Annotated in this window: 22 protein-coding genes; 14 read left to right on the top strand and 8 right to left on the bottom strand. The window is 30.1% G+C overall.

All coding sequences use genetic code 11. From position 1 onward, the window contains the following. Nucleotides 1-49: 49 nt before the first annotated feature. From H5J23_RS04950 to H5J23_RS04885, 14 genes are all read left to right on the top strand, one after another. Nucleotides 50-403 (top strand): YbaB/EbfC family nucleoid-associated protein, encoded by a 354-nt coding sequence (locus H5J23_RS04950; RefSeq protein ID WP_023050140.1) that lies wholly within the window; start codon nt 50-52, stop codon nt 401-403. Between the two features lie 101 nt (nt 404-504). Then, nucleotides 505-1,146: a lysophospholipid acyltransferase family protein gene (locus tag H5J23_RS04945; RefSeq protein WP_023050141.1), complete on the top strand. Its 642-nt coding sequence runs from the start codon at nt 505-507 to the stop codon at nt 1,144-1,146. Between the two features lie 22 nt (nt 1,147-1,168). After that, nucleotides 1,169-3,091: a methionine--tRNA ligase gene (metG, locus tag H5J23_RS04940; RefSeq protein WP_185891159.1), complete on the top strand. Its 1,923-nt coding sequence runs from the start codon at nt 1,169-1,171 to the stop codon at nt 3,089-3,091. Nucleotides 3,092-3,109: 18 nt separating this feature from the next. Further along, nucleotides 3,110-3,988: a UTP--glucose-1-phosphate uridylyltransferase GalU gene (galU, locus tag H5J23_RS04935; protein WP_023050143.1), complete on the top strand. Its 879-nt coding sequence runs from the start codon at nt 3,110-3,112 to the stop codon at nt 3,986-3,988. A 14-nt stretch (nt 3,989-4,002) separates the two neighbouring features. Further along, nucleotides 4,003-5,616 (top strand): chaperonin GroEL, encoded by a 1,614-nt coding sequence (gene groL, locus H5J23_RS04930; protein ID WP_023050144.1) that lies wholly within the window; start codon nt 4,003-4,005, stop codon nt 5,614-5,616. 16 nt (nt 5,617-5,632) lie between these two features. Then, complete coding sequence (locus tag H5J23_RS04925) at nt 5,633-7,324, top strand: phospho-sugar mutase (protein ID WP_185891157.1); 1,692 nt, start codon at nt 5,633-5,635, stop codon at nt 7,322-7,324. 9 nt (nt 7,325-7,333) lie between these two features. Further along, nucleotides 7,334-8,416: a radical SAM family heme chaperone HemW gene (hemW, locus tag H5J23_RS04920; protein ID WP_370523816.1), complete on the top strand. Its 1,083-nt coding sequence runs from the start codon at nt 7,334-7,336 to the stop codon at nt 8,414-8,416. A 17-nt stretch (nt 8,417-8,433) separates the two neighbouring features. Next, nucleotides 8,434-9,105 carry a YggS family pyridoxal phosphate-dependent enzyme gene (locus tag H5J23_RS04915; RefSeq protein WP_023052006.1) on the top strand — a complete coding sequence of 224 codons (672 nt, stop codon included), beginning with the start codon at nt 8,434-8,436 and terminating at the stop codon, nt 9,103-9,105. Between the two features lie 15 nt (nt 9,106-9,120). Next, nucleotides 9,121-9,636 (top strand): cell division protein SepF, encoded by a 516-nt coding sequence (locus H5J23_RS04910; protein ID WP_051364122.1) that lies wholly within the window; start codon nt 9,121-9,123, stop codon nt 9,634-9,636. Between the two features lie 20 nt (nt 9,637-9,656). After that, on the top strand, nt 9,657-10,649 hold the full coding sequence (locus tag H5J23_RS04905; protein ID WP_023052008.1) for a 7-cyano-7-deazaguanine synthase: 993 nt from the start codon (nt 9,657-9,659) through the stop codon (nt 10,647-10,649). 124 nt (nt 10,650-10,773) lie between these two features. Beyond that, nucleotides 10,774-11,697, top strand: coding sequence for a PTS sugar transporter subunit IIA (locus H5J23_RS04900; protein ID WP_040406264.1), 924 nt, complete (start codon nt 10,774-10,776; stop codon nt 11,695-11,697). A gap of 13 nt (nt 11,698-11,710) precedes the next feature. Further along, nucleotides 11,711-12,076 carry a MerR family transcriptional regulator gene (locus H5J23_RS04895; protein ID WP_185891155.1) on the top strand — a complete coding sequence of 122 codons (366 nt, stop codon included), beginning with the start codon at nt 11,711-11,713 and terminating at the stop codon, nt 12,074-12,076. 66 nt (nt 12,077-12,142) lie between these two features. Continuing rightward, a complete protein-coding gene (locus H5J23_RS04890; RefSeq protein WP_023052011.1) occupies nt 12,143-13,300 on the top strand; it encodes an iron-containing alcohol dehydrogenase in 1,158 nt (385 codons plus the stop codon). A gap of 54 nt (nt 13,301-13,354) precedes the next feature. After that, nucleotides 13,355-14,587 carry an NAD(P)-dependent oxidoreductase gene (locus tag H5J23_RS04885; RefSeq protein WP_211231156.1) on the top strand — a complete coding sequence of 411 codons (1,233 nt, stop codon included), beginning with the start codon at nt 13,355-13,357 and terminating at the stop codon, nt 14,585-14,587. A gap of 14 nt (nt 14,588-14,601) precedes the next feature. Here H5J23_RS04885 and H5J23_RS04880 read toward each other — a convergent pair whose 3' ends face one another. The 8 genes from H5J23_RS04880 to H5J23_RS14200 all read right to left on the bottom strand — a co-directional run bounded on the left by H5J23_RS04880 (nt 14,602) and on the right by H5J23_RS14200 (nt 21,504). Then, nucleotides 14,602-15,798, bottom strand: coding sequence for a pyridoxal phosphate-dependent aminotransferase (locus H5J23_RS04880; protein WP_023052013.1), 1,197 nt, complete (start codon nt 15,796-15,798; stop codon nt 14,602-14,604). A 146-nt stretch (nt 15,799-15,944) separates the two neighbouring features. Further along, nucleotides 15,945-16,568, bottom strand: coding sequence for an orotate phosphoribosyltransferase (pyrE, locus tag H5J23_RS04875; protein WP_185891153.1), 624 nt, complete (start codon nt 16,566-16,568; stop codon nt 15,945-15,947). Then, nucleotides 16,561-17,766 carry a dihydroorotase family protein gene (locus H5J23_RS04870; RefSeq protein ID WP_023052015.1) on the bottom strand — a complete coding sequence of 402 codons (1,206 nt, stop codon included), beginning with the start codon at nt 17,764-17,766 and terminating at the stop codon, nt 16,561-16,563. The genes pyrE and H5J23_RS04870 overlap by 8 nt, the downstream gene beginning before the upstream one ends. Further along, nucleotides 17,757-18,485: an orotidine-5'-phosphate decarboxylase gene (pyrF, locus tag H5J23_RS04865; RefSeq protein WP_023052016.1), complete on the bottom strand. Its 729-nt coding sequence runs from the start codon at nt 18,483-18,485 to the stop codon at nt 17,757-17,759. The genes H5J23_RS04870 and pyrF overlap by 10 nt, the downstream gene beginning before the upstream one ends. A gap of 23 nt (nt 18,486-18,508) precedes the next feature. Continuing rightward, nucleotides 18,509-19,426: a dihydroorotate dehydrogenase gene (locus H5J23_RS04860; protein WP_185891151.1), complete on the bottom strand. Its 918-nt coding sequence runs from the start codon at nt 19,424-19,426 to the stop codon at nt 18,509-18,511. A 13-nt stretch (nt 19,427-19,439) separates the two neighbouring features. Further along, nucleotides 19,440-20,243 carry a dihydroorotate dehydrogenase electron transfer subunit gene (locus H5J23_RS04855; RefSeq protein WP_185891149.1) on the bottom strand — a complete coding sequence of 268 codons (804 nt, stop codon included), beginning with the start codon at nt 20,241-20,243 and terminating at the stop codon, nt 19,440-19,442. Between the two features lie 30 nt (nt 20,244-20,273). Beyond that, nucleotides 20,274-21,338 (bottom strand): aspartate carbamoyltransferase, encoded by a 1,065-nt coding sequence (gene pyrB / locus H5J23_RS04850; RefSeq protein ID WP_185891147.1) that lies wholly within the window; start codon nt 21,336-21,338, stop codon nt 20,274-20,276. Nucleotides 21,339-21,381: 43 nt separating this feature from the next. Continuing rightward, a complete protein-coding gene (locus tag H5J23_RS14200; protein ID WP_023052020.1) occupies nt 21,382-21,504 on the bottom strand; it encodes a hypothetical protein in 123 nt (40 codons plus the stop codon). Nucleotides 21,505-21,524 lie beyond the last annotated feature (20 nt).

The following is a 21,524-nucleotide window of genomic DNA, read 5'->3' as shown; positions in this document are numbered from 1 at the left end:
TTATGATATAATCATAACAATTACACAATATATTCTAGGAGGGATTAAATTGGTTAGAAAACTAAAAGGACAAAAAACTACTGGAGGAAACTCTCAATCTGATATTTTAAGACAAGCTCAAGCTATGCAACAACAAATGCTTTCTGTTCAAGAATCATTAAAAGAAAAAGAAGTTGAGGCTTCTGTTGGTGGTGGAGCTGTTGTAGTAAAAGCTAATGGACAAAAAGATATCGTTTCTATAAAAATATCTGAAGAGACTATTAAAGATGCTGTTGAAGATAAAGAGATGTTAGAAGATCTTGTTCTTTCTGCTGTTACTGAGGCTATGAGACAAGCTGATGAGTTAGCTGAGAAAGAGATGTCTGCTGTTACTGGTGGAATCAATATCCCAGGTCTATTCTAGTTTGAATTTTAGGCACCGATACAATAAGTATTGGTGCTTTTTTTTACTTTAAATTTATGTTATAATTATTTGAAAATACTTTGATTATAGGTGGTTTTTTAATGGAAAATAATAAATATAAAAGATATGGTTTAATACTTTACTACCTACTAAAAATTATTTCTAAAACAATGAAAATAGAGATTATAAAAAGTCCTAAACTTGTTGAGGGAGAAAATTATGTATGTGGTTTTTGGCACAATAAACTTGTTGGAGCCTCTCTAGGACTAATCAATCTATCTGAAAAAAAAGCTGTCTTAGCTAGCCCCTCTAAAGATGGAGAGTTAATATCTATTCCTTTAGAAAAAATGGGCTTTACTATGGTTAGAGGTTCTTCTGGAAAGGATTCAATTAAATCAGTTTTAAAATTAATTAAATTAGTTAAGAGTGGTCATAGTGCGGGAACCCCATTAGATGGACCAAAAGGTCCTATTTATGAGGTTAAGCCTGGCATGTTATATCTTGCTCAAAAATCTGGAAAAGCTCTAGTTCCAGTTGGTGTAGCATTTAGTAATAAATGGACTTTTGAAAAAGCTTGGGATAAATTTCAAATGCCTAAACCTTTTTCTAAAATGGTTTGCTTAATTGGAGACCCCATTTTAATTCCTGGTGATGCTAATTTAGATGATTATTTAGATTTAGCGAAAGAAGCCCTATTCCAAATAGATAAAGAAGCTGAAAAAATATTAAATGAAAAAAAATAACGTTTTGAAAGGAGATTAATAGATGAGTAAAAATTTTTATGTAACAACACCGATATATTATGTTAATGGAGATCCACATGTTGGAAGTGCATATACAACTATTGCAGCTGATGTTTTAGCTAGATACAAAAAATCAAAAGGTTTTGATGTATTCTTTTTAACAGGTACTGATGAACATGGACAAAAGGTTGAGGAAGCTGCTAAAATGAGAGATTTAACTCCTCAGGCTTGGACAGATTCTATGGCTCCTAGATTTATTGATATGTGGAAAGCATTAGATATCAATTATACAGATTTCATAAGAACTACAGAACCAAGACATAAAGAGGCTGTTAAAAAAATTATAAAAACAGTTTATGATAAAGGTGATATTTATAAAGGTGAATATGAAGGAAAATATTGTGTTTCTTGTGAAACATTTGTTCCTGAGAATCAAATTGTAAATGGAAACCACTGTCCTGATTGTGGTAAAGAACTAACAATGGTTAAGGAGGAATCTTATTTCTTTAAGATGTCTAAATATCAAGATGCTTTACTTGAGCATATTGAAAGTCATCCTGACTTTATTCTTCCTCACTCTAGAAAAAATGAGGTTGTTTCATTTATAAAACAAGGACTTCAAGATCTATCTATTTCTAGAAATACATTTGAATGGGGAATTCCAATTGAGTTTGCTCCTGGACATATAACTTATGTATGGTTTGATGCTTTAACAAACTATTTAACAGCTGTTGGATATGAGAATAATCCTGAATTATTTGACAAATTCTGGAATAATGGAGAGGTTGTTCACCTTTTAGGAAAAGATATTCTTAGATTCCATGCTATTATTTGGCCTTGTATGCTTTTATCAGCAGGAATTAAACTTCCAAATAAAATTGTAGCTCATGGTTGGTGGACTTCTGAAGGTGAAAAAATGTCTAAATCTAAAGGAAATGTTGTGGCACCATTAGATGAAATTGCTAAATACGGTGTAGATGCTTTTAGATACTGTTTAATGAGAGAGGTTAATTTTGGTAATGATGGAGATTATTCAACACCTTCAATTGTTACAAGAATTAACTCTGATTTAGCTAATGACCTAGGAAATCTTTTAAATAGAACTCTAGGAATGTATGGAAAATATTTCAATGGAACAATTGTAAAAGGAGAGGTATTCGAAGAGATCGACGACAGTGTAAAAACTCTTTGGAACGAAACTGTTATTGCAGTTGATTATCATATGAATAGAGTAGAATTCTCTAGAGCTTTAGAGGCTATCTGGAAATTTATCTCTAGAATGAATAAATATGTTGATGAAACTGCTCCTTGGTTACTTATAAAGGATGAAACTAAAAATGAAAGATTAGCAACAGTTATGAACTTCTTAGTTCAATCTCTTTATAAAGTTGCTGTTTTGACAGCTCCATATATGCCAACAGCATCTCAAAAGATTTGGAACCAATTAGGTTTCTCTAATAATATTTTAGAAGCTAGTCTAGAATCTGTTGATGGATGGAATCTATTAAACGAAGGACATATCTTAGGTACTGCTGAACCTATATTCCCAAGACTTGAAGTTGAAAAGAAAGAAGCTAAAAAAGATCCTCTTGCTATAAATGAAGATTTAAAAATTGAAAATCCAATAGAAATCGCTGATTTTGATAAAATAGATATTCAAGTTGTTGAAATATTAGAAGCTAGCAATATTGAGGGAGCTGACAAACTTCTTAAATTTAAAGTAAAAACAGCTAATGAAATAAGACAAATTGTTTCTGGAATTGCAAAATATTATCCAACACCTTCTGAACTAGTTGGTAAAAAAGTTTTAGCAATTTTAAATTTACCTCCTGTTACTTTAAGAGGAGTTCTTTCTCAGGGAATGTTATTAAGCTCTACTGAAAAGAAAAGATTAAAACTTGTTGAAGTAGATTCAAGTGTTAAAATAGGATCTAAGATAAAATAGTTTTAGGGGGAATTATTCATGAAAAAAGTTACAAAAGCTGTTATACCTGCTGCAGGATTAGGGACTAGAGTTTTACCTGCAACAAAAGCTCAACCAAAGGAGATGCTTGTCATTGTTGACAAGCCTTCTTTACAGTACATTGTAGAGGAGCTTGTAGAATCTGGAATAACTGATATTGTTATTGTTACTGGAAGAAATAAAAATTCTATTGAGGATCACTTCGACTTTTCATATGAGTTAGAAAATACTCTTGAAAGAGATGGAAAGTTTGAACTTTTAAAAAAGATTGATGATATTTCTAGTATGGCAAATATTTATTATGTTAGACAAAATCATCCTTTAGGATTAGGTCACGCTATCTTAAAAGCAAAATCATTTATTGGAGATGATCCTTTTGTTATTGCGTTAGGTGATGATATTGTTTATAATCCCACTGCTCCTGTTGCTAAACAGCTTATTGATGTTTATGAAAAATATGGAAGTAGCGTTATTGGTGTACAAGAAGTTGAAAATAAAGATGTATCTAAATATGGTATTGTTAAACCTGCTGCTATTTTAGATGAAAATACTGTAGAAATGGTTGATTTTATAGAAAAACCAACTTTAGAAGAAGCACCTTCTAACTTAGCATGTCTTGGAAGATACCTTCTATCTGGAGAGATTTTCAAATATTTAGAAACTACTGAACCTGGTAAAGGAGGAGAAATTCAACTTACCGACGCTATTTTAAAAATGTTAAATGATGATCAAAAAGTAGTTGCCTATAATTTCCAAGGTAAAAGATATGATATCGGAAATAAAATTGGACTTCTAAAGGCTAATATAGAGTTTGGTCTTAGAAATGAAGAGACTAAAGATGATCTTATAAAATACTTAAAAGAGGAGATTAAATTTTAACGGAGGTTTTTTCTATGGCTAAAATTATTAAATTTAATGCTGATGCAAGAAAAAAATTAGAAAATGGTGTTAATATTTTAGCTGATGCAGTTAAAATAACTTTAGGTCCTAGAGGACGAAATGTTGTTTTAGAAAAGGCTTATGGCGCTCCTTTAATAACAAATGATGGAGTTTCTATTGCCAAAGAGATTGAACTAGATGACCCTTTTGAGAATATGGGAGCTCAACTTATTAAAGAAGTTGCTACTAAATCTAATGACGTTGCTGGAGACGGAACAACTACTGCTACAATTTTAGCTCAAGCTATTGTTAAAGAGGGACTTAAAATGGTTTCTGCTGGAGCTAACCCAATCTTTCTAAAAAAAGGTATTGAAAAAGCAACTAAGATAGCAGTTGAACTACTTTTAAAAAAATCAAAAAAAGTACAATCTAACAGTGAAATCTCTCAAGTTGCATCAATATCTGCTGGAGATACAGAGATTGGTGATCTAATAGCTAAAGCTATGGAAAAAGTTGGAGAAAGTGGCGTTATTAGTGTTGAAGAAGCACGTTCATTGGATACAACTTTAGAAGTTGTTGAAGGAATGGAGTTCGAAAAAGGATATCTATCACCATACATGGTAACGAATTCAGAAAGAATGGAAGCTATTCTTGAAAATCCATATATCTTAATTACTGATAAAAAGATTTCAACGATGAAAGAACTTCTTCCTCTTTTAGAAAAAACTGTTCAAACGTCAAAACCTCTTTTAATTATCGCAGAGGATTTAGATGGGGAAGCTTTAGCAACTCTTGTTCTAAATAAAATAAGAGGCACTTTAAATGTTATTGGAGTTAAAGCTCCTGCATTTGGAGATAGAAGAAAAGCTATGTTAGAAGATATCGCTGTTTTAACAGGTGGACAGGTTATTTCTGATGAAAAAGGTATGAAAATAGAGGATGCTGATCTCTCTCAATTAGGAAAAGCTAAAAAAATTAAAGTTACAAAAGATTCTACTGTTATTATAGATGGCTTTAGTAATCAAGATATTTTAAATAGTAGAATTGCTCAAATAAAAAACCAAATTTCTACCACTGATTCTGATTATGATAAAGAGAAATTACAAGAAAGATTAGCTAAACTTTCTGGTGGTGTGGCTATTATTAAAGTTGGAGCTGCTACTGAAGTTGAGATGAAAGAAAAAAAACTAAGAATAGAAGATGCTTTAAATGCGACAAGAGCCGCTATTGAAGAGGGGGTTGTTCCTGGCGGTGGTGTAGCATTAAATGAAATTGCCAACGAAATGAATGATTTTACTCTTGAGGGCGAAGAAGGAATTGGAGCTAACATTTTAAAGAAATCTCTTAGTTCTCCATTGAAACAAATAGCTATCAATGCTGGATTAGATGGTGGAGTTATCATAGAAAAAATTAAAAATTTACCTGATGGTTTTGGATTAAATGCTGCTACTGAAGAGTATGTTCATATGATTGAAAATGGAATAATCGATCCTACAAAAGTTACTCGTTCAGCTTTACAAAATGCAACATCTATCGCAGCTTTAATTTTAACAACAGAGGTTATTATTGCAAATAAAAAAGAACCTATTAGTGAAAACTCAAATTCTAATATGGGGGATATTATTTAAGGGGAGGATTTGTAAAATGGATAAATTTACATTAGAAAATTACAACAATTGGTTAACATCAGATTATATTGACTTAAAAGATAGAGAAGATTTAGAAAGTATTAAAGGAAACGAGGCAGAAATAGAAGATAGATTTTATACAAATCTTTCTTTTGGAACTGGTGGAATGAGAGGAGTTAGAGGAGTTGGTATCAATAGAATTAACAAGTATACTATTAGAAAAGCAACTCAAGGACTTGCTAACTATATTTTAGAGTCTACTGGTGAAATAGGAAAGAAAATGGGCGTTGCTATAGCTTATGATTGTAGAATTGGTTCTGAAGAGTATGCACTAAATGCTGCTTTGGTTTTAGCTGGAAATGGAATTAAAGCATATCTTTTTAAATCTCTTAGATCAACTCCTGAGCTTTCATTTGCTGTAAGAGAATTAAAGTGTATTGCTGGTATAGTTGTAACAGCTTCTCATAATCCACAAGAATATAATGGATATAAAGTTTACTGGAATGATGGCTGTCAAATAATTGAACCTCAAGCTAGTGGAGTTGTAAACAGTGTTAATGCTATCAATTCATTTGATGAAATTAAACTTTTAACTAAAGAAACTGCTATTCAAGAAGGACTTTTAGAATATATTTCTGAAGATATGGATACTAAATTCATTGAGGCCGTTAAAAAACAAATTATTCATAATGAGATTCCAGGGAAAGAAAATTTTAAAATTGTTTATTCACCATTACATGGAACTGGTGGGAGACCAGTTAAAAGAGTTTTTGATGAAAATGGATTTAAATCAATCTATATAGTAACTGAGCAAGAGCAACCTGATGGAAATTTTCCAACTTGTTCATATGCTAATCCAGAGGATCCAGCAGTTTTTAAATTAAGTATAGAGTTAGCAGATAAAGTTGGAGCTACACTATGTATGGCAAATGACCCTGATGCAGATAGAATTGGTGTAGCAGTAAAGGATGAAAATGGAGAATGGATCTATCCAAATGGAAACCAGATTGGTCTTCTTTTAATGAATTATATTTTAGAAAATAAAAAAAATATACCTAAAAATTCAGCAGTTGTATCTACTGTAGTTTCAACACCTATGCTAGATATTGTTGCTAAAGAAAAAGGAGTAAAGATTTTTAGAACTTTAACTGGATTTAAATTCATTGGAGAAAAAATCAGAGAGTTCGAAGAGGGAAAATATGATGCTACATTCTTAATGGGATTTGAAGAGTCTTATGGTTATCTTGTAGGAACACATGCTAGAGATAAAGATGCAGTTGTATCTACTTTATTAATAGCTGAGATGGCAGCCTATTATAATAGCATTGGATCATCAATTCCAAAAGAATTAAAAAAATTATATGAAAAATTTGGTTACTATAGAGAAGGAATAATTGCCGTTACAAAAAAAGGAAAAGATGGTGTTGAAGCTATTAGTAAAATAATGTCAAATCTTAGAGCTAATGTTTCTAACTCTTTACTAGGTAAAGAAGTAGTATCAAAAAGAGATTTTAGTCTTGGATATGAAGGATTACCAAAATCAGATGTTATTCAATTTGTATTAGAGGATAATACATATATTACAGCTAGACCTTCTGGAACAGAACCAAAAATAAAATATTACTTCTGTGTCGTTGGAAAAACAGAGATAGAAGCAAACGAAAAATTAATGAAAACTATGGAGGATTTCCAAGCTTTTATTGATTAAATCTTGGAGGTGCTTATGTTAAGCGGAATGTATATACATATTCCTTTTTGTCTTAATAAATGCAATTATTGTGATTTTTTATCTTTTAAATCTACTGATGAAGAGAGAGAAAAATATGTAGCTGCACTTATTAATGAAATTAATATGTATCCTAAATTTCCACTTGAAACTGTTTATTTTGGGGGAGGTACTCCCTCTTTATTAACTCCTGAGCAAGTTAGCAGAATTTTAAATAATTTAAATATTAAAAATAATGCTGAAATTACTCTTGAAGTTAATCCAAAAACAGTTACACTTGAGAAATTTAAACTTTTTAAAAAAGCTGGTATAAACAGAGTTAGCATTGGAATACAAAGCTTTAATGATGAACTACTTAAAACTTTAGGTAGACTCCATTCTTCTTCAGAAGGAGAGGAGGCTTTTTATTTTGCTAGAAAAGCTGGATTTGATAATATCAGTTTAGACTTAATGTTTTCCCTACCAAACCAGACTCTAAAGGATCTGAAATCTGACTTAAATCGTCTATTTTCATTAAGACCTGAGCACTTCTCTATATATTCTTTAATTTGGGAAGAGGGTACTGATTTCTTTAGTAAACTTGAAGCTGGAATTTATAAAGAAACTGATAATGACTTAGAAGCATCTATGTATGAACTAATTATCGATGAAGCTCAAAAAAATGGATATATTCATTATGAAATTTCAAATTTCTGCCTTCCAGAAAAAAGAGCTATACACAATACAAAATACTGGAAAAATGAAGAGTATCTTGGAATCGGAATTGGGGCATCTGGGTATTATCAAGATGTTAGATATAAAAATGTCTTAAAAATTCCTGAATATTATGCTAAAATATCTGATAACGTTAAGCCTATTTTAGAAGAAGAGTTTGTAGATTCTGATGAAAAAGAGATTTATGAATATATTCTTGGTTTACGAATTATTCCTGATGGAATTATTCCTAAAGGAAAATATATAGATCTTTGTAATAATTTAGTTGACGAGGGATTTCTAATAAAAAATAATTTTAGATATATTTTATCTAAAAAAGGTATTCTCATGGCTAATGATGTTTTTAGTAAATTTATTTAATTATTTAGGAGGAAATTGTGGGAATTTCAGAAAATATTAATGATATCTTATTAGATATAAAAAAACTCTCTCCAGATCCTGAAAAAGTAAATCTTGTTGCTGTCACTAAATATGTTGATATTGAGACTATAAAAGAGGTACTTAAAGGTGGTGCTCATATTTTAGGAGAGAATAAAGTTCAAGTTTTGACTAAAAAATATGAGGAGCTTTCAAGTTATTCTATTAATCACAAATGGCACTTTATTGGAAATCTTCAGAAAAATAAAGTTAAATATATTGCTCGTTTCATTGATATGATTCACTCTATTAACAAACTTTCTTTAGCTGAAGAGATTAATAAAAGAGCTAAAGAACATAATAGGGTTATTGAGGTTTTAATAGAGATAAATCTTTTTCAAGAAGATAGTAAAGAGGGTTATGATTATCAAGATTTTTTAAATGATATTCCTGCTCTTTTATCTCTTGAAAATATCAAAATTAAAGGTCTTATGACAATGGCACCGTATACCGATAATGAAGATTTTATTAGAAATGGATTTAAAAAATTAAGAGAGTTAAAAGATGAGTTAAATATTCTTTATTTCAATGATTCTTTAACTGAACTTTCTATGGGAATGAGTAATGATTATAAATTAGCTCTTGAAGAGGGAGCAACTCTTATAAGAGTAGGTAGTAAAATATTCGAATAAAATATGGAGGTATCAATGAAAATTACTAAATTCAAAAATGCTTTTAAAGATTTTACTGATAGTGTTGGACTTACTTTTGATCCTGATGAAGAAAATTATGAGGAGTATCAAGAGGAAAGTGAATTAGCTGCTCCTGCTCCTAAATTTGGATTAAATAATAGCACTAAGGAAGATGTTGTTCCTTCTTTTAACAACACTATTCCTAAAGCAGAAATTAAAACACCAATCAACAATACTGTTCAAGAAGATTGTCAAACAATTTTTGTCAATCCAAAAAGTTTTGCAGAATGTAGAAAAATTGCAGATTATATAAAAAATGATAAAGTGGTTACACTAAATCTAGAAAATGTAAATGGAAAAGATGCACAAAGAATTCTTGATTTTTTAAGTGGTGCAATCAACATAAAAGAAGCTAAATGGATTCCTATTAGTAGAAATGTATTTACTTCTGTTCCTAAAAATATCAACTTCCTATATGATGGAAAAAATGATTTAAAACAAAATACTTTTTTAGATATTGACCACGAATAATTAATTTATGGAGGTTAATAATGAAAGCATTAGCGCTTTTTTCTGGAGGACTTGATAGTGCTCTAGCAATTAAAATTATAAAAGATCAAGGAATTGAGGTTATAGCTCTTAACTTTGTATCACATTTCTTTGGTGGAAAAAATGAAAAAGCTGAAAATATGGCTAAACAACTTGGGGTTCAATTAGAGTATGTTAATTTTAGTAGTGTTCACACTGAAATTTTAAAAGATCCTGTTCATGGACGTGGAAAGAATATGAACCCTTGTATCGATTGTCATGCTTTAATGTTTAAAACAGCTGGTGATCTTATGAAAAAATATGGAGCTTCATTTATTATCTCTGGTGAAGTTCTAGGACAAAGACCTATGTCACAAAATTATCAAGCTCTAGAAAAAGTTAAAGCTCTTTCTCCTGGTCTTGAGAATCTTATTGTGAGACCTTTATCAGCAAAGCTTTTACCAGAAAGTGAACCTGAAAAATTAGGATGGATTGATAGAAGTAAGCTTTTAGATATCCAAGGAAGAAGTAGAAAAACTCAAATGGAACTAATGGATAAATTCGGTATTGTAGACTATCCAACTCCTGGTGGAGGATGTCTTCTTACTGACCCAGCTTATTCAAAGAGACTTAGAATCCTAGAAGAGGATGGACTATTAGAAGATGAAAACTCTAATCTATTCCACCTTTTAAAAATTGGAAGATTTTTTAGATTTGAAAAAGGAAAATATTTAATAGTTGGAAGAGAGCAAGAAGATAATTTAAAAATAAATGAATTTAAAGATTACGGCTCTTTATTTATTAGAGGAAAAGAGGTTCCTGGACCTCACATGGTTGGATTTGGTAATCTGACACAAGATGAGATTGATTTTTCTTTAAATCTATTTTCTAGATACTCAAAAGTTAAAGGAACTACAGAAATAACTATTTTACTAAATGGAAAAGACGTTACTATCCCTGCAGTTGACCTTGAAAATTTAAATGAAAAAATTAAAAAGTATCAAATTACTATGTAATTTTTAACAGCTAAGATATTTTCTTAGCTGTTTTTTTTTCAATTTTTATTTTAATTTATTCAAAAACGTTATATAATTATTTTGTGTTCACATATACTAAATAATGTTAAGGAGGGGACAAATTATGAAGTTGTCCAGTTATCTTTCAGAAGATAAGATTATATCTAACCTAAAAGGAGAAACCTTTGAGGAACTTATTACAAATTTACTTAAAGAACTTGCTAAAACAAATAAGCAAGTTAAAGTAGAACAAGAGATTATGAAAAGGGCTATTTTAAAAAGAGAGAGTGAAGCTTCTACGTATATTGGAAATGGTGTTGCAATTCCTCACGCTAGACTTGAATACTTTGATGATATCATTGTTTCTATCGCTTTTCCTGAAAAACATGTAACTATGAAAAATGTAATGGGTGAAGAAGAACCTGTTGATTTCATTGTTCTTATTGTTGCTGATGTTTTAAAAAATAAGAATATCCTTAAAATTATGTCTGGAATCTCTAGACTTTGCCTTAAAAATAAAGATGTTTTTAAAGAGATTTTAAAATATAAATCTCCTGAAAAAACAATTGAAATTTTAAATAAAATGAAAATTGAAATAGATCATAATATTACCGCTGAAGACTTATTTACCACATCTATACTCCCTGCTAAAGAAAATAACACTCTAGAAGATATTGCAAAAAGAATTATTATGGACAGAGTTTCTGGAATCCCAGTAGTTGATAATCATAATAACTTTTTGGGAGAAATTACAGAGCGAGAACTTATTTCTTTTGGTATGCCTAAACATACTACTATTTTAAATGATTTAAGTTTTCTTACCGTAGGTGAACCTTTCGAAAATTATTTAGTAAATGAAAAAATAACAACTATAAAAGATCTGTATAGAACAGAAGGAATAATTACAATTGATAAAGATGCTTCCCTTATGGAGATATCATATATATTTATGAATAAAGGTGTTACAAGAATTTATGTTCTTGAAAATAATAAATATGTTGGTCTTATATTTAGGTCCGATATAATTAAGAAAATTTTACATATATAAGGAGAATATTTTTATGTATTCAATTAAAACTGTTTCTGAAATGGTCGGTCTTTCGTCTCATACAATTAGATACTATGACAAATGTGGTTTAATGCCATATATCGCTCGAAATAAAAATGGAATTCGTTCCTTTTCTCAAGATGATATATTTTGGATTGAAATAATTAAGTGTCTTAAAAATACTGGAATGACTATTGAAGACATTAAATCAATTGTCGATTTAAGTTTAAAAGGAGATCATACAAAAGAGGAAAGACTAGCTATTCTTTTAGAACATAGAAAAAAAATATTAGAACAAATTGAAGAATTAAATAATAATTTAAAGAAACTTGATTTAAAAATTGCTTGGTATGAGAATAATTCTATTTCTTGTAAATAAATATCTTGACTTAGAGTCAACTCTAAGGTTTATAATCTCACTAATTAATAATAGGAGGTTGATTTCATGTTAAATTTTAATTTTTATAACCCAACTCATATAGTTTTTGGAAAAGATACTTTAGATCAATTAAATACTTTAGTTCCTTTAAATGCCAAAGTGCTAATAACTTACGGTGGGGGATCTGTTAAGAAGTTTGGAACATTAGAAAATGTTATTAAAAATCTTCCTGGAAGAAAAATCTTTGAATTTGGTGGAATTGAACCAAATCCTCAATATGAAACTTTAATGAAAGCTGTCGATATTGCTAAAAAAGAAAATATAGATTTTCTTCTTGCTGTTGGTGGGGGATCTGTTATGGATGGAACTAAATTTATAGCTCTTGCTTCTAAATATGATGGTGATTGCCTAAATCTGCTAACTCCAGATTTTGATTTAGCTCCAGTTGATTCAGCAATTCCTTTAGGAACTGTTGTCACTTTACCAGCTACTGGATCTGAAATGAATAATGGAGCTGTTATCAGTCATAAAGGATTAAAAGTTCCTGTTTTTAGTATGCATACATTTCCAAAATTTTCTATACTTGACCCTACGTTAACATTTACTTTACCTAAAAATCAAGTTGCTAACGGTATTATTGATACTTTTATTCATACTGTTGAGCAGTATGTTACTTATCCTGTAGACGCTAGATTTCAAGATAGAACTGCTGAAGGAATTTTGAAAACACTTATTGAAATTGGTAAAACAACAATTGAAGAACCAACTAACTATGATGCTCGTGCTAACCTTGTTTGGTGTGCTACTATGGCATTAAACGGATTGATTGGTGCTGGAGTTCCTCAAGACTGGACGACACATATGATTGGTCATGAAATTACTGCTATGTTTGGTGTCGACCATGGAAAAACTCTTGCTATACTTCAACCAGCTATATGGGAAGTTAGAAAAGAGAAAAAAAGAGAGAAATTAATTCAATATGCTGAACGTGTTTGGAATATTGAAGAGATTAATAATGATTTAAAAATTAAACAAGCTATTGAGAAAACTCGTTCATTCTTTGAAGAACTTGGAGTTAAAACTCATCTTTCAGATTATGGTATAACAAAAGATAAAATAGATGATTTGATTTTAGCTTTAGAAAAAAACCATAGAACTTCTTTATCAGAAACTGGAGATTTATCTTTAGAAATAAGTAGAGAAATTCTCGAAAAAGCATTATAATATTTTAAGAGGCTGAGAAGTTTTTCTCAGCCATTTTTTAAAGAGGTGATTATTTTGAAAATAGATTTACTACAAGAAGCTAACCGTTGCTTAAATTGCAAAAAACCACTTTGTAAAATACATTGTCCTATATCCACAGACATACCTAATATTATAAATTTATTTAAAGAAAATAAAATAGATGAAGCTGGAGAAATTTTATTTACAAATAATCCTTTATCTATATTTTGTTCTATTGTATGTCCTCATGAAGAACAATGTAAAGGTCATTGTATAAAGGGAATTAAAGAAACTCCTGTTGAGTTTCCACTTATTGAAAAAGAAATTTCTACTGAATATCTTTCTAAATTACCTTTAAATAAAAAAGAAAATAAAAAAATAGATATAGCTATTATTGGCGGAGGACCTGCTGGTATTACTTCTGCTATTCTCTTAGCTAAAGAAGGCTTTAATGTTACTATATTTGAAGCTTTTTCTAAGTTGGGTGGTGTCTTAAGATTTGGTATTCCTGAATTTAGACTATCTAGAGAGTTAATGGATACTTTTGAAAAATACCTTTTAAATCTAGGTATTAAAATTAAATATAATACTTTAGTTGGTCCTACTCATACTATTCAAAATTTAAAAAATGATGACTTTAAGTATATTATCATTACAACTGGTGTTTGGAATCCTAAACCTATGGATATAAAAGGAGAAACTAAGGGAAATGTTCACTATGCTATTAACTACCTTGTTTCCCCTGAGTCATATAACCTTGGACCTAACGTTTTAGTTATTGGTGGAGGGAATGTTGCTATGGATGCAGCTAGAGTTGCTAAAAGATTGGGTAGTTCTGTAACAGTAATGTATAGACGTGGTGAAGAAGATATGCCCGCTACTAAAGTTGAAATAGCTGAAGCAAAAGAAGATGGTGTAAATTTCAAATTTTACTATGCTCCAAAAGAAATTTTAGATAATACTATGATTTTTCTAAGAACTGAATCGCATACTGATGAAAATGGAAGAAAAAAACTTGTTACTTTAGAAGATACTGACATTGCAATACCTTATAGCTCGATTATAGTTGCTGTTAGTCAAGGGCCTAAAAAAAACATTGTCTCTTCTGAAGATAGAATTAGTCTTGAAAAATGGGGAACTGTAATTGTTAATGACAATTTTGAAACAACTTTAGAAAATGTATTTTCTTGTGGTGATGTAGTTACTGGTCCTAAGACTGTCGTTGCTGCTGTTAATGATGCTAAAAAAGTAGTTACTAATATCTTAAAAAAAGAGGAGTTGATTTAATCAACTCCTTTTTCTTATCTCTCTATTCTATTGTATTCTTCTAATGCTCTTCTTAAAATTATCATCGAATTCTCTATATCATCAACACTTGTACAGAAAGAAAATCTCACTTCATTCTCTCCTTTTCCTTCGCTTTGATAAAATCCAGGACCTGGAGCTAATAAAAGCGTTTGATTTTCATATGAGTAATCTGTCAATAACCATTTTGCAAATTTTTCTGCATTATCTATTGGTAATTTTGCAAAAGCATAAAATGCTCCATGAGGTTTATAACAAACTACTCCTGGTATTCTATTTAAATATGAAAATAATAAATCTCTTCTATTTTGATATTTTATTCTTACATCTTCTAAATAGTTATCCATTGTATTTATTAAATTTGATGCTGCATGTTGTTCAATTGTTGAAACACATAGTCTAGCTTGGCTAAACTTCATTATACAGCTCATTAGCTCTTTATTTTTGCTAGCTATCAGACCTATTCTTGCTCCACATGCACTGTAGTGTTTAGATATACTATCTACTAGTATTACTCTATCTTTTACATCATCTAATTGCATAAAAGATGTATAAGGAATATCATCATAAACAAATTGTCTATATACCTCATCTGCTATTATATATATATCTTTTTCTTTAGCTATCTGTGCTATCATCTCTATTTCATCTTTTGTATAAACAGTTCCTGTTGGATTAACTGGATTTGATAACATTATAGCTCTTGTTTTATCTGTTATTAAAGATTCGATTTTTTCCTTTGACGGTAAATGAAAACTAGTTTCTATTGTTGTTTCAATAGGTACTACCTCTGCCCCTGCAAACTGGCAAAAACTTGTATAGTTTGAATAAAAAGGCTCTGGTATTAATATATTGTCTCCCTCATTACATATAGCCATTAAGACAAACATAATAGCCTCACTACCACCCTGAGTTATTAATAAATCCTCTTCTTTTACATTAATTCCCATCTTTTGGTAGCTTTTAGCAAAACTTTCCAATAGTTGTGGTATTCCTTGTGAATGAGAGTATTTAACTATTTTCTCTTTATAGTTATGTAATCCTTCAAAAAATGAATCTGGTGTCACTACATTTGGTTGTCCTATATTTAATTTATAAACTTTTATTCCCTTTGCTTCTGCTGCATCGGCCAGAGGAATCAACTTTCTTATTGGTGAAAAATTCATTTCTAATGCTCTTTTTGATAATTTCATTTTGTTCCTCCTAGCTTTATATTTGTATATTATTTTAAAAATTTTTTTTAATTTTCTAAATATGATACGATATTTTTTAAATAAAGTCAACTATTCCTTCATAAAAAAAGAAGCAGAGTTAATCTGCTTCACATATCTCTTATCTATTATTTTCCCCAAGTATCAGGAGTTTTATTCCACTTTAAAGCTATTTCAGCTTCTTCTGAATCTATATAGTTCTCTTCTGTCGCAACGTTAATTAATGAAGCAAAGTTTGAAAGTGTAGTCCAAGGAATATGGTCTTGCTCAAAGTTCTTATATGCTTTTTCAAACTCATATGAGAATATTGCTAATACTTCAACATCAATAGCTCCTGCTTCTCTTGCAGCTGCTACAGCCTTTATCGAGCTTCCTCCTGTTGATATTAAGTCTTCTATTATTATTACTTTTTTCCCTTCAAATTCAGCTCCTTCAATTTGTCTTCCTGCACCATGAGCCTTCTTTTCTCCTCTAATATAAGCCATTGGTACATTCATCTCTTGAGCTATAAATGCTGCCCATGGAATTCCTGCTGTTGCTGTTCCTGCTACAATGTCAAACTCTTTTTCTTTTAAAACTTCTATAAAAGCATCTACTACAACTTGTCTCTCTTTAGGGAATCCTATCATTTTTCTATTGTCACAATAGATTGGACTTTTTATTCCTGATACAAAAGTAAATGGATCCTTTACACTTAATCTAACTGCCTCTGTTCCTAATAATGATTTTGCTATATTTTTTTCTCTAGACATTTTTATAATTCACTCCTTCTCCAATTTTTTCTATAAAATTTTTACCATCATAAACAATATGACCTCTTACCATAGTTAATAGTACTTTTCCCCCTCCTACTATTCCACTATAAGGTGTCCATGCACATTTTGAGATTACATCTTCATTTTTTATAATCTCTTTATTATTTAAATCTACTACAACTAAATCTGCATCATACCCAACTTCTATCTTTCCTTTTCCAACAATCCCAAATATTTTAGCTGGATTTTCTGACATAACTTTCTGTAAAGTTTTCATGTCTATTTTTTTATTTAATTCTTTTAACATCATCTCTAAAGAATTCTCCACCCCTGGTATTCCATATGTTGTTTTAGAATTTTTTTCCTCTAAAGTATGTGGTGCATGATCAGTTCCTATTGTATCAATAGTCCCATCTTCTATTCCTAACCAAAGAGCCTCATTATCCTCTTTGCTTTTTAGCTCTGGCTTCATTATAAGTAACGAGTTTGCCATACTTGAATCTAAAAATAAGTGATGTGGAGCTACTTCTCCATATATTTTTAATCCCTCTTTTTTTGCAGCTCTTAACTTTTCTACTTCACTTTTTTTAGAAAGATGACACAGATATAGTGGTTTTCTAAATTTCCTAGCTAAATCTATAGCTTTATCTACCATCTCTTCCTCTGCATGAACTGATATTATTTTAGATTCTTTAAATAAATTTTCTAAAACTTTTTCCTCTTCAACTAACATATCACCTGTTGACATATTCAGAAATATTTTAGTTGAAGCTACTCTATCTCTTACTTTTCTTATCTCTTCACTATTATCTAATTTACTTCCCCCAAAGTGAAATCCATAATCTACATAACTTCTATTTTTAGAATTGCTCTCTTTAGCATCTAAAATCTCTTTTGTTGTTGTATTTGGAACTGTATTTGGCATATCTATAAATGTTGTTACTCCACCCTTAGCACATGCTTTACTTCCTGTTTCAAAATCTTCTTTATAAGATAATCCTGGATCTCTCATATGAGTATGTACATCTATTACTCCAGGTAAAACCCAGTTTCCATCCATATCTATAATCTCATCTATGTCTAACTCTTCTACTTCTGAGCATCTATATATTTTAACAATCTTTCCTTTTTCTACTAAAATATCCTTTATATCTTCTTCTCCATGATATAAAACTCTACAGTTTTTTAGCAACATAGACTTCCCTCTTTTACTCCCTCCTCTATTTCAGCTAATACTTTTTTAGCTGCTTCTACAGGATTCTCATTTTTAGTTATCGGTCTTCCTACAACTAGATAATCACATCCATTTAGTATTGCATCTTTAGGAGTCATTATTCTCTCTTGATCATTGGCAACTGACCATTTAGGTCTTACTCCAGGACATACTGTTTTAAAGTTTTCTCCACATAGTTCTTTAATCGCTTTTGCTTCCCACGGCGAACATACAATTCCATCCATTCCAGCTTCTTTTGTTAATTTAGCTAAATTTAAAGCTAACTCTTTTAATGTTAATTCACTTTTAAAAGTTTCTTTTAATCCCTCTTCTGAAAAACTTGTTAAAATTGTTACAGCAATTGATAGTATTTCTGGATTTACCTCTTTTACTCTTTTTGCAACTGATTCCATCATAGCTCTTCCACCACTTGCATGTACATTAAACATGAATACATCTTGTTTAGCTGCAAATAATGATGCCATTGTTGTTGTATTTGGAATATCATGGAATTTTAAATCTAAAAATACTTTTTTACCTTTTTGAGTAAGATATTCTACCATCTCTCCCTTTGAGTTTAAAAACAACTCTAATCCCACTTTATAAAAAGAAACTGTTTCTCCTAAAATCTCAACTATATTCTTAGCATCCTCCATATTTGAATAATCTAATGCTATTATTAATCTATCTTTAATATTCATTTTTCCTCCGTTATTTTTATCTATTAGTTGTGTGCTGCTCCTACAATCTCTTGTATGTTTTCTAATCCATTCTCTTCACAAAATTTTTCTAATCCATCTTTTATCTCAACTGGTAAAATTGGGTTTGAGAATAGTCCTGTTCCCAATGAAACCATTGTTGCTCCTGCCATCATAAATTCTATTGCATCCTCAGTAGAAGAGATTCCTCCCATTCCAACTATTGGTATATTTACATTTTTATATACTTGATATACCATTCTTAAAGCTACTGGTTTTACTGCAGGTCCTGAGAATCCACCAAAAGTATTTCCTAATACAGGTTTTCTCTTTTTAATATCTATTGCCATTCCTAGTAAAGTATTTATTAAAGATACTGCATCTGCACCGTTCTCTTCTACAACTTTTGCTATATGAACTATATCCGTTACGTTAGGTGATAACTTTACAATTAAAGGTTTTGTTGTTACTTCTCTAACAGCCTTTGTTACAGCTCCAGCTACTTCTGGCTTAGCACCAAATGCCATTCCTCCATCTTTTACATTTGGACATGATATATTTAATTCTATCATATCAACTTCTGGAATATTTTCTACTCTTTTAGCTATTTCAACATACTCCTCTATTACTTTTCCATTTATGTTAACTATTATTGGAGACTCAATTCCCGATGACTTTATATTTTTTACAATTACATTTTCAAAGTAATCAATCCCTGGATTTTCAAGTCCAACACAGTTTAGCATTCCTCCTGGAGTCTCTGCTATTCTAGTTCCATAGTTACCATCTCTAGGTTCCATTGTTATTCCTTTTACTACAATTCCTCCCAAAACATTTGGATCAAAATAATCCTTATACTCTAATCCAAACCCAAAACATCCTGACGATGTTACCATTGGATTTTTAAACTCTTTTTCTAAAAAATTTGTTTTTAATCTATTCATCTTTTCCACTCCCTTAGTTTCCACAGCTACACCCTGTATTTTCTTTAGGATTTACATCCACTATTATTTTTGAATCAAAAACCGGTCCATCATGACAAACTTTTTTCATTCCATCTAATGTTTTTATTGAACACCCAACACATGCCTTAACTCCACATGCCATTCTTTCTTCTAAAGATACTTCACAAAATACACCTGCTTTTAACGATGTTTCTGCTACTGCTTCCATCATTTTATGAGGTCCACAAGTTTGAACCATATCTATTTTTTCATCAGATAAAACTCTACTTAAAACAGATATTACATTTCCTTTTTCTCCTAAAGAACCATCATCTGTTGTTATATATGTTTTTACTCCATCTAAATTTAAATTCTCTAATATATTTAAGGCTTCTTTTCCTCTTCCACCAGCTACAAATATAACTTCATTTTCTTTTTTTAACTCATCTATTAGTAGCTTTGTTGGAGCAATTCCCATTCCTCCACCAACAACAACACACTTTTTATTTTTTACTTCTGTTGTAAATCCTGTTCCTAAAGGTCCTTGGATATTTAAAATTTCTCCAACTTCAAGTGTAGCAAACTCCTTTGTTCCTCCACCTTTTACTTCGTAATAAAACTCTAAAATATTTTTATCTTTATCTACATTATGAAGACTGATTGGTCTTCTTAAAATTCTTATTTCATTTTTTAGTTTTAACATAAAAAACTGTCCAGCTTTTGAATATTGAGAAGCCTTCTCAGATTCTATTTTCATTAAGTAGTAGTCTTCTCCAACTTTATAATTTTCTAATACTTTACAATCCTCTAAAAACATTTTTTCCTCCCAAATCTATCTTAAAATATTTTATTTTTTTATATCTCTATTACAGTAGTAACAATATTCATGTTCTTTATCTACAACATACTTGTTTTCTGTTTCCTCAAATTTTGTAATACACTTTTCATTATTACAAATAATTTTAGTTGATTTTCTAATATCTTTTTCTAGTATCTCACAGTTTAATGTTTCTACCAATCCTAACGCTATTGAAAAAATAGCTTCTCTTGTTGGGACTCCATTTGCTGCTTGTTCAAAATATTTAGCATGCTTTGTTTCATCTAAATCTATTTTTATTTCATCTACCCTAGGCAACGGATGTAAAATTATCATATTTTCTTTACATTTACCTACAATACTTTCTTTATCTATGATATAAACTCCAGCTACTTTTTCATAATCTTCTTGATTATCAAATCTTTCCTTTTGAATTCTTGTCATGTACAATACATCTATCTCTTTTAATACATCTTTGTAATCATTTAATATATGATATTTTATATTTTTTTTCTCAAGCTCTCTTACAATATACTCTGGTATTTGGATTACTTCTGGTGCTATAAAATAAAACTCACAGTTAAACATCTCTAAAGCTTTTGTTAACGAATGAACTGTTCTTCCATATTTTAAATCTCCTACAAAAGCTACCTTTTTTCCTTCTATATTTCCAAACTCTTTTTCAATTGTATATAAATCTAAAAGAGTTTGACTTGGATGCTCATTAGCTCCATCTCCAGCATTTATTACTGGTACTTTTGCTATATCTGCTGCAAAACGAGCCGCTCCATCTCTATTGTGTCTCATAACAATTACATCAGAATAAGCTTCTGTCATCTTTATTGTATCTCTTAATGATTCACCTTTTTTTAAAGAAGTGGCGTCTGGTGAATCAAATCCCAAGACTTTAGCTCCTAATCTATAAGATGCCGATGTAAATGATAATCTTGTTCTTGTTGAAGGTTCGAAAAATAAGCTTCCAACTATTTTATTTTTCAAAAGTTCTTCATTTTTTTTCTCTAACTCTTTTGCTACTCTTAAAACCTCTAAAATATCACCTTTTGTAAAATCTTTCATTGAAATAAAATCTCTCATTTTTCCTCCTTAATAATTTTAGTTAAAAAAAAAGGAATAGAAATTACAAATTAATGTAACTTCTATTCCATATATTAAAATCAAAATTAAAAGATAAAAATAATGAAAATAGTATTTTTTTCTTTTTTTCTTTTTTTAATCCAAAAATACTTAACAACTTTTTCACTTTTTATCCTCCCTACTTTT

Origin of the sequence: Cetobacterium sp. 2G large (assembly GCF_014250655.1) — a bacterium.
In the GTDB taxonomy this organism is placed as follows: Bacteria; Fusobacteriota; Fusobacteriia; order Fusobacteriales; family Fusobacteriaceae; genus Cetobacterium_A; species Cetobacterium_A somerae.
This window is presented reverse-complemented; position numbering and strand designations above follow the sequence as displayed.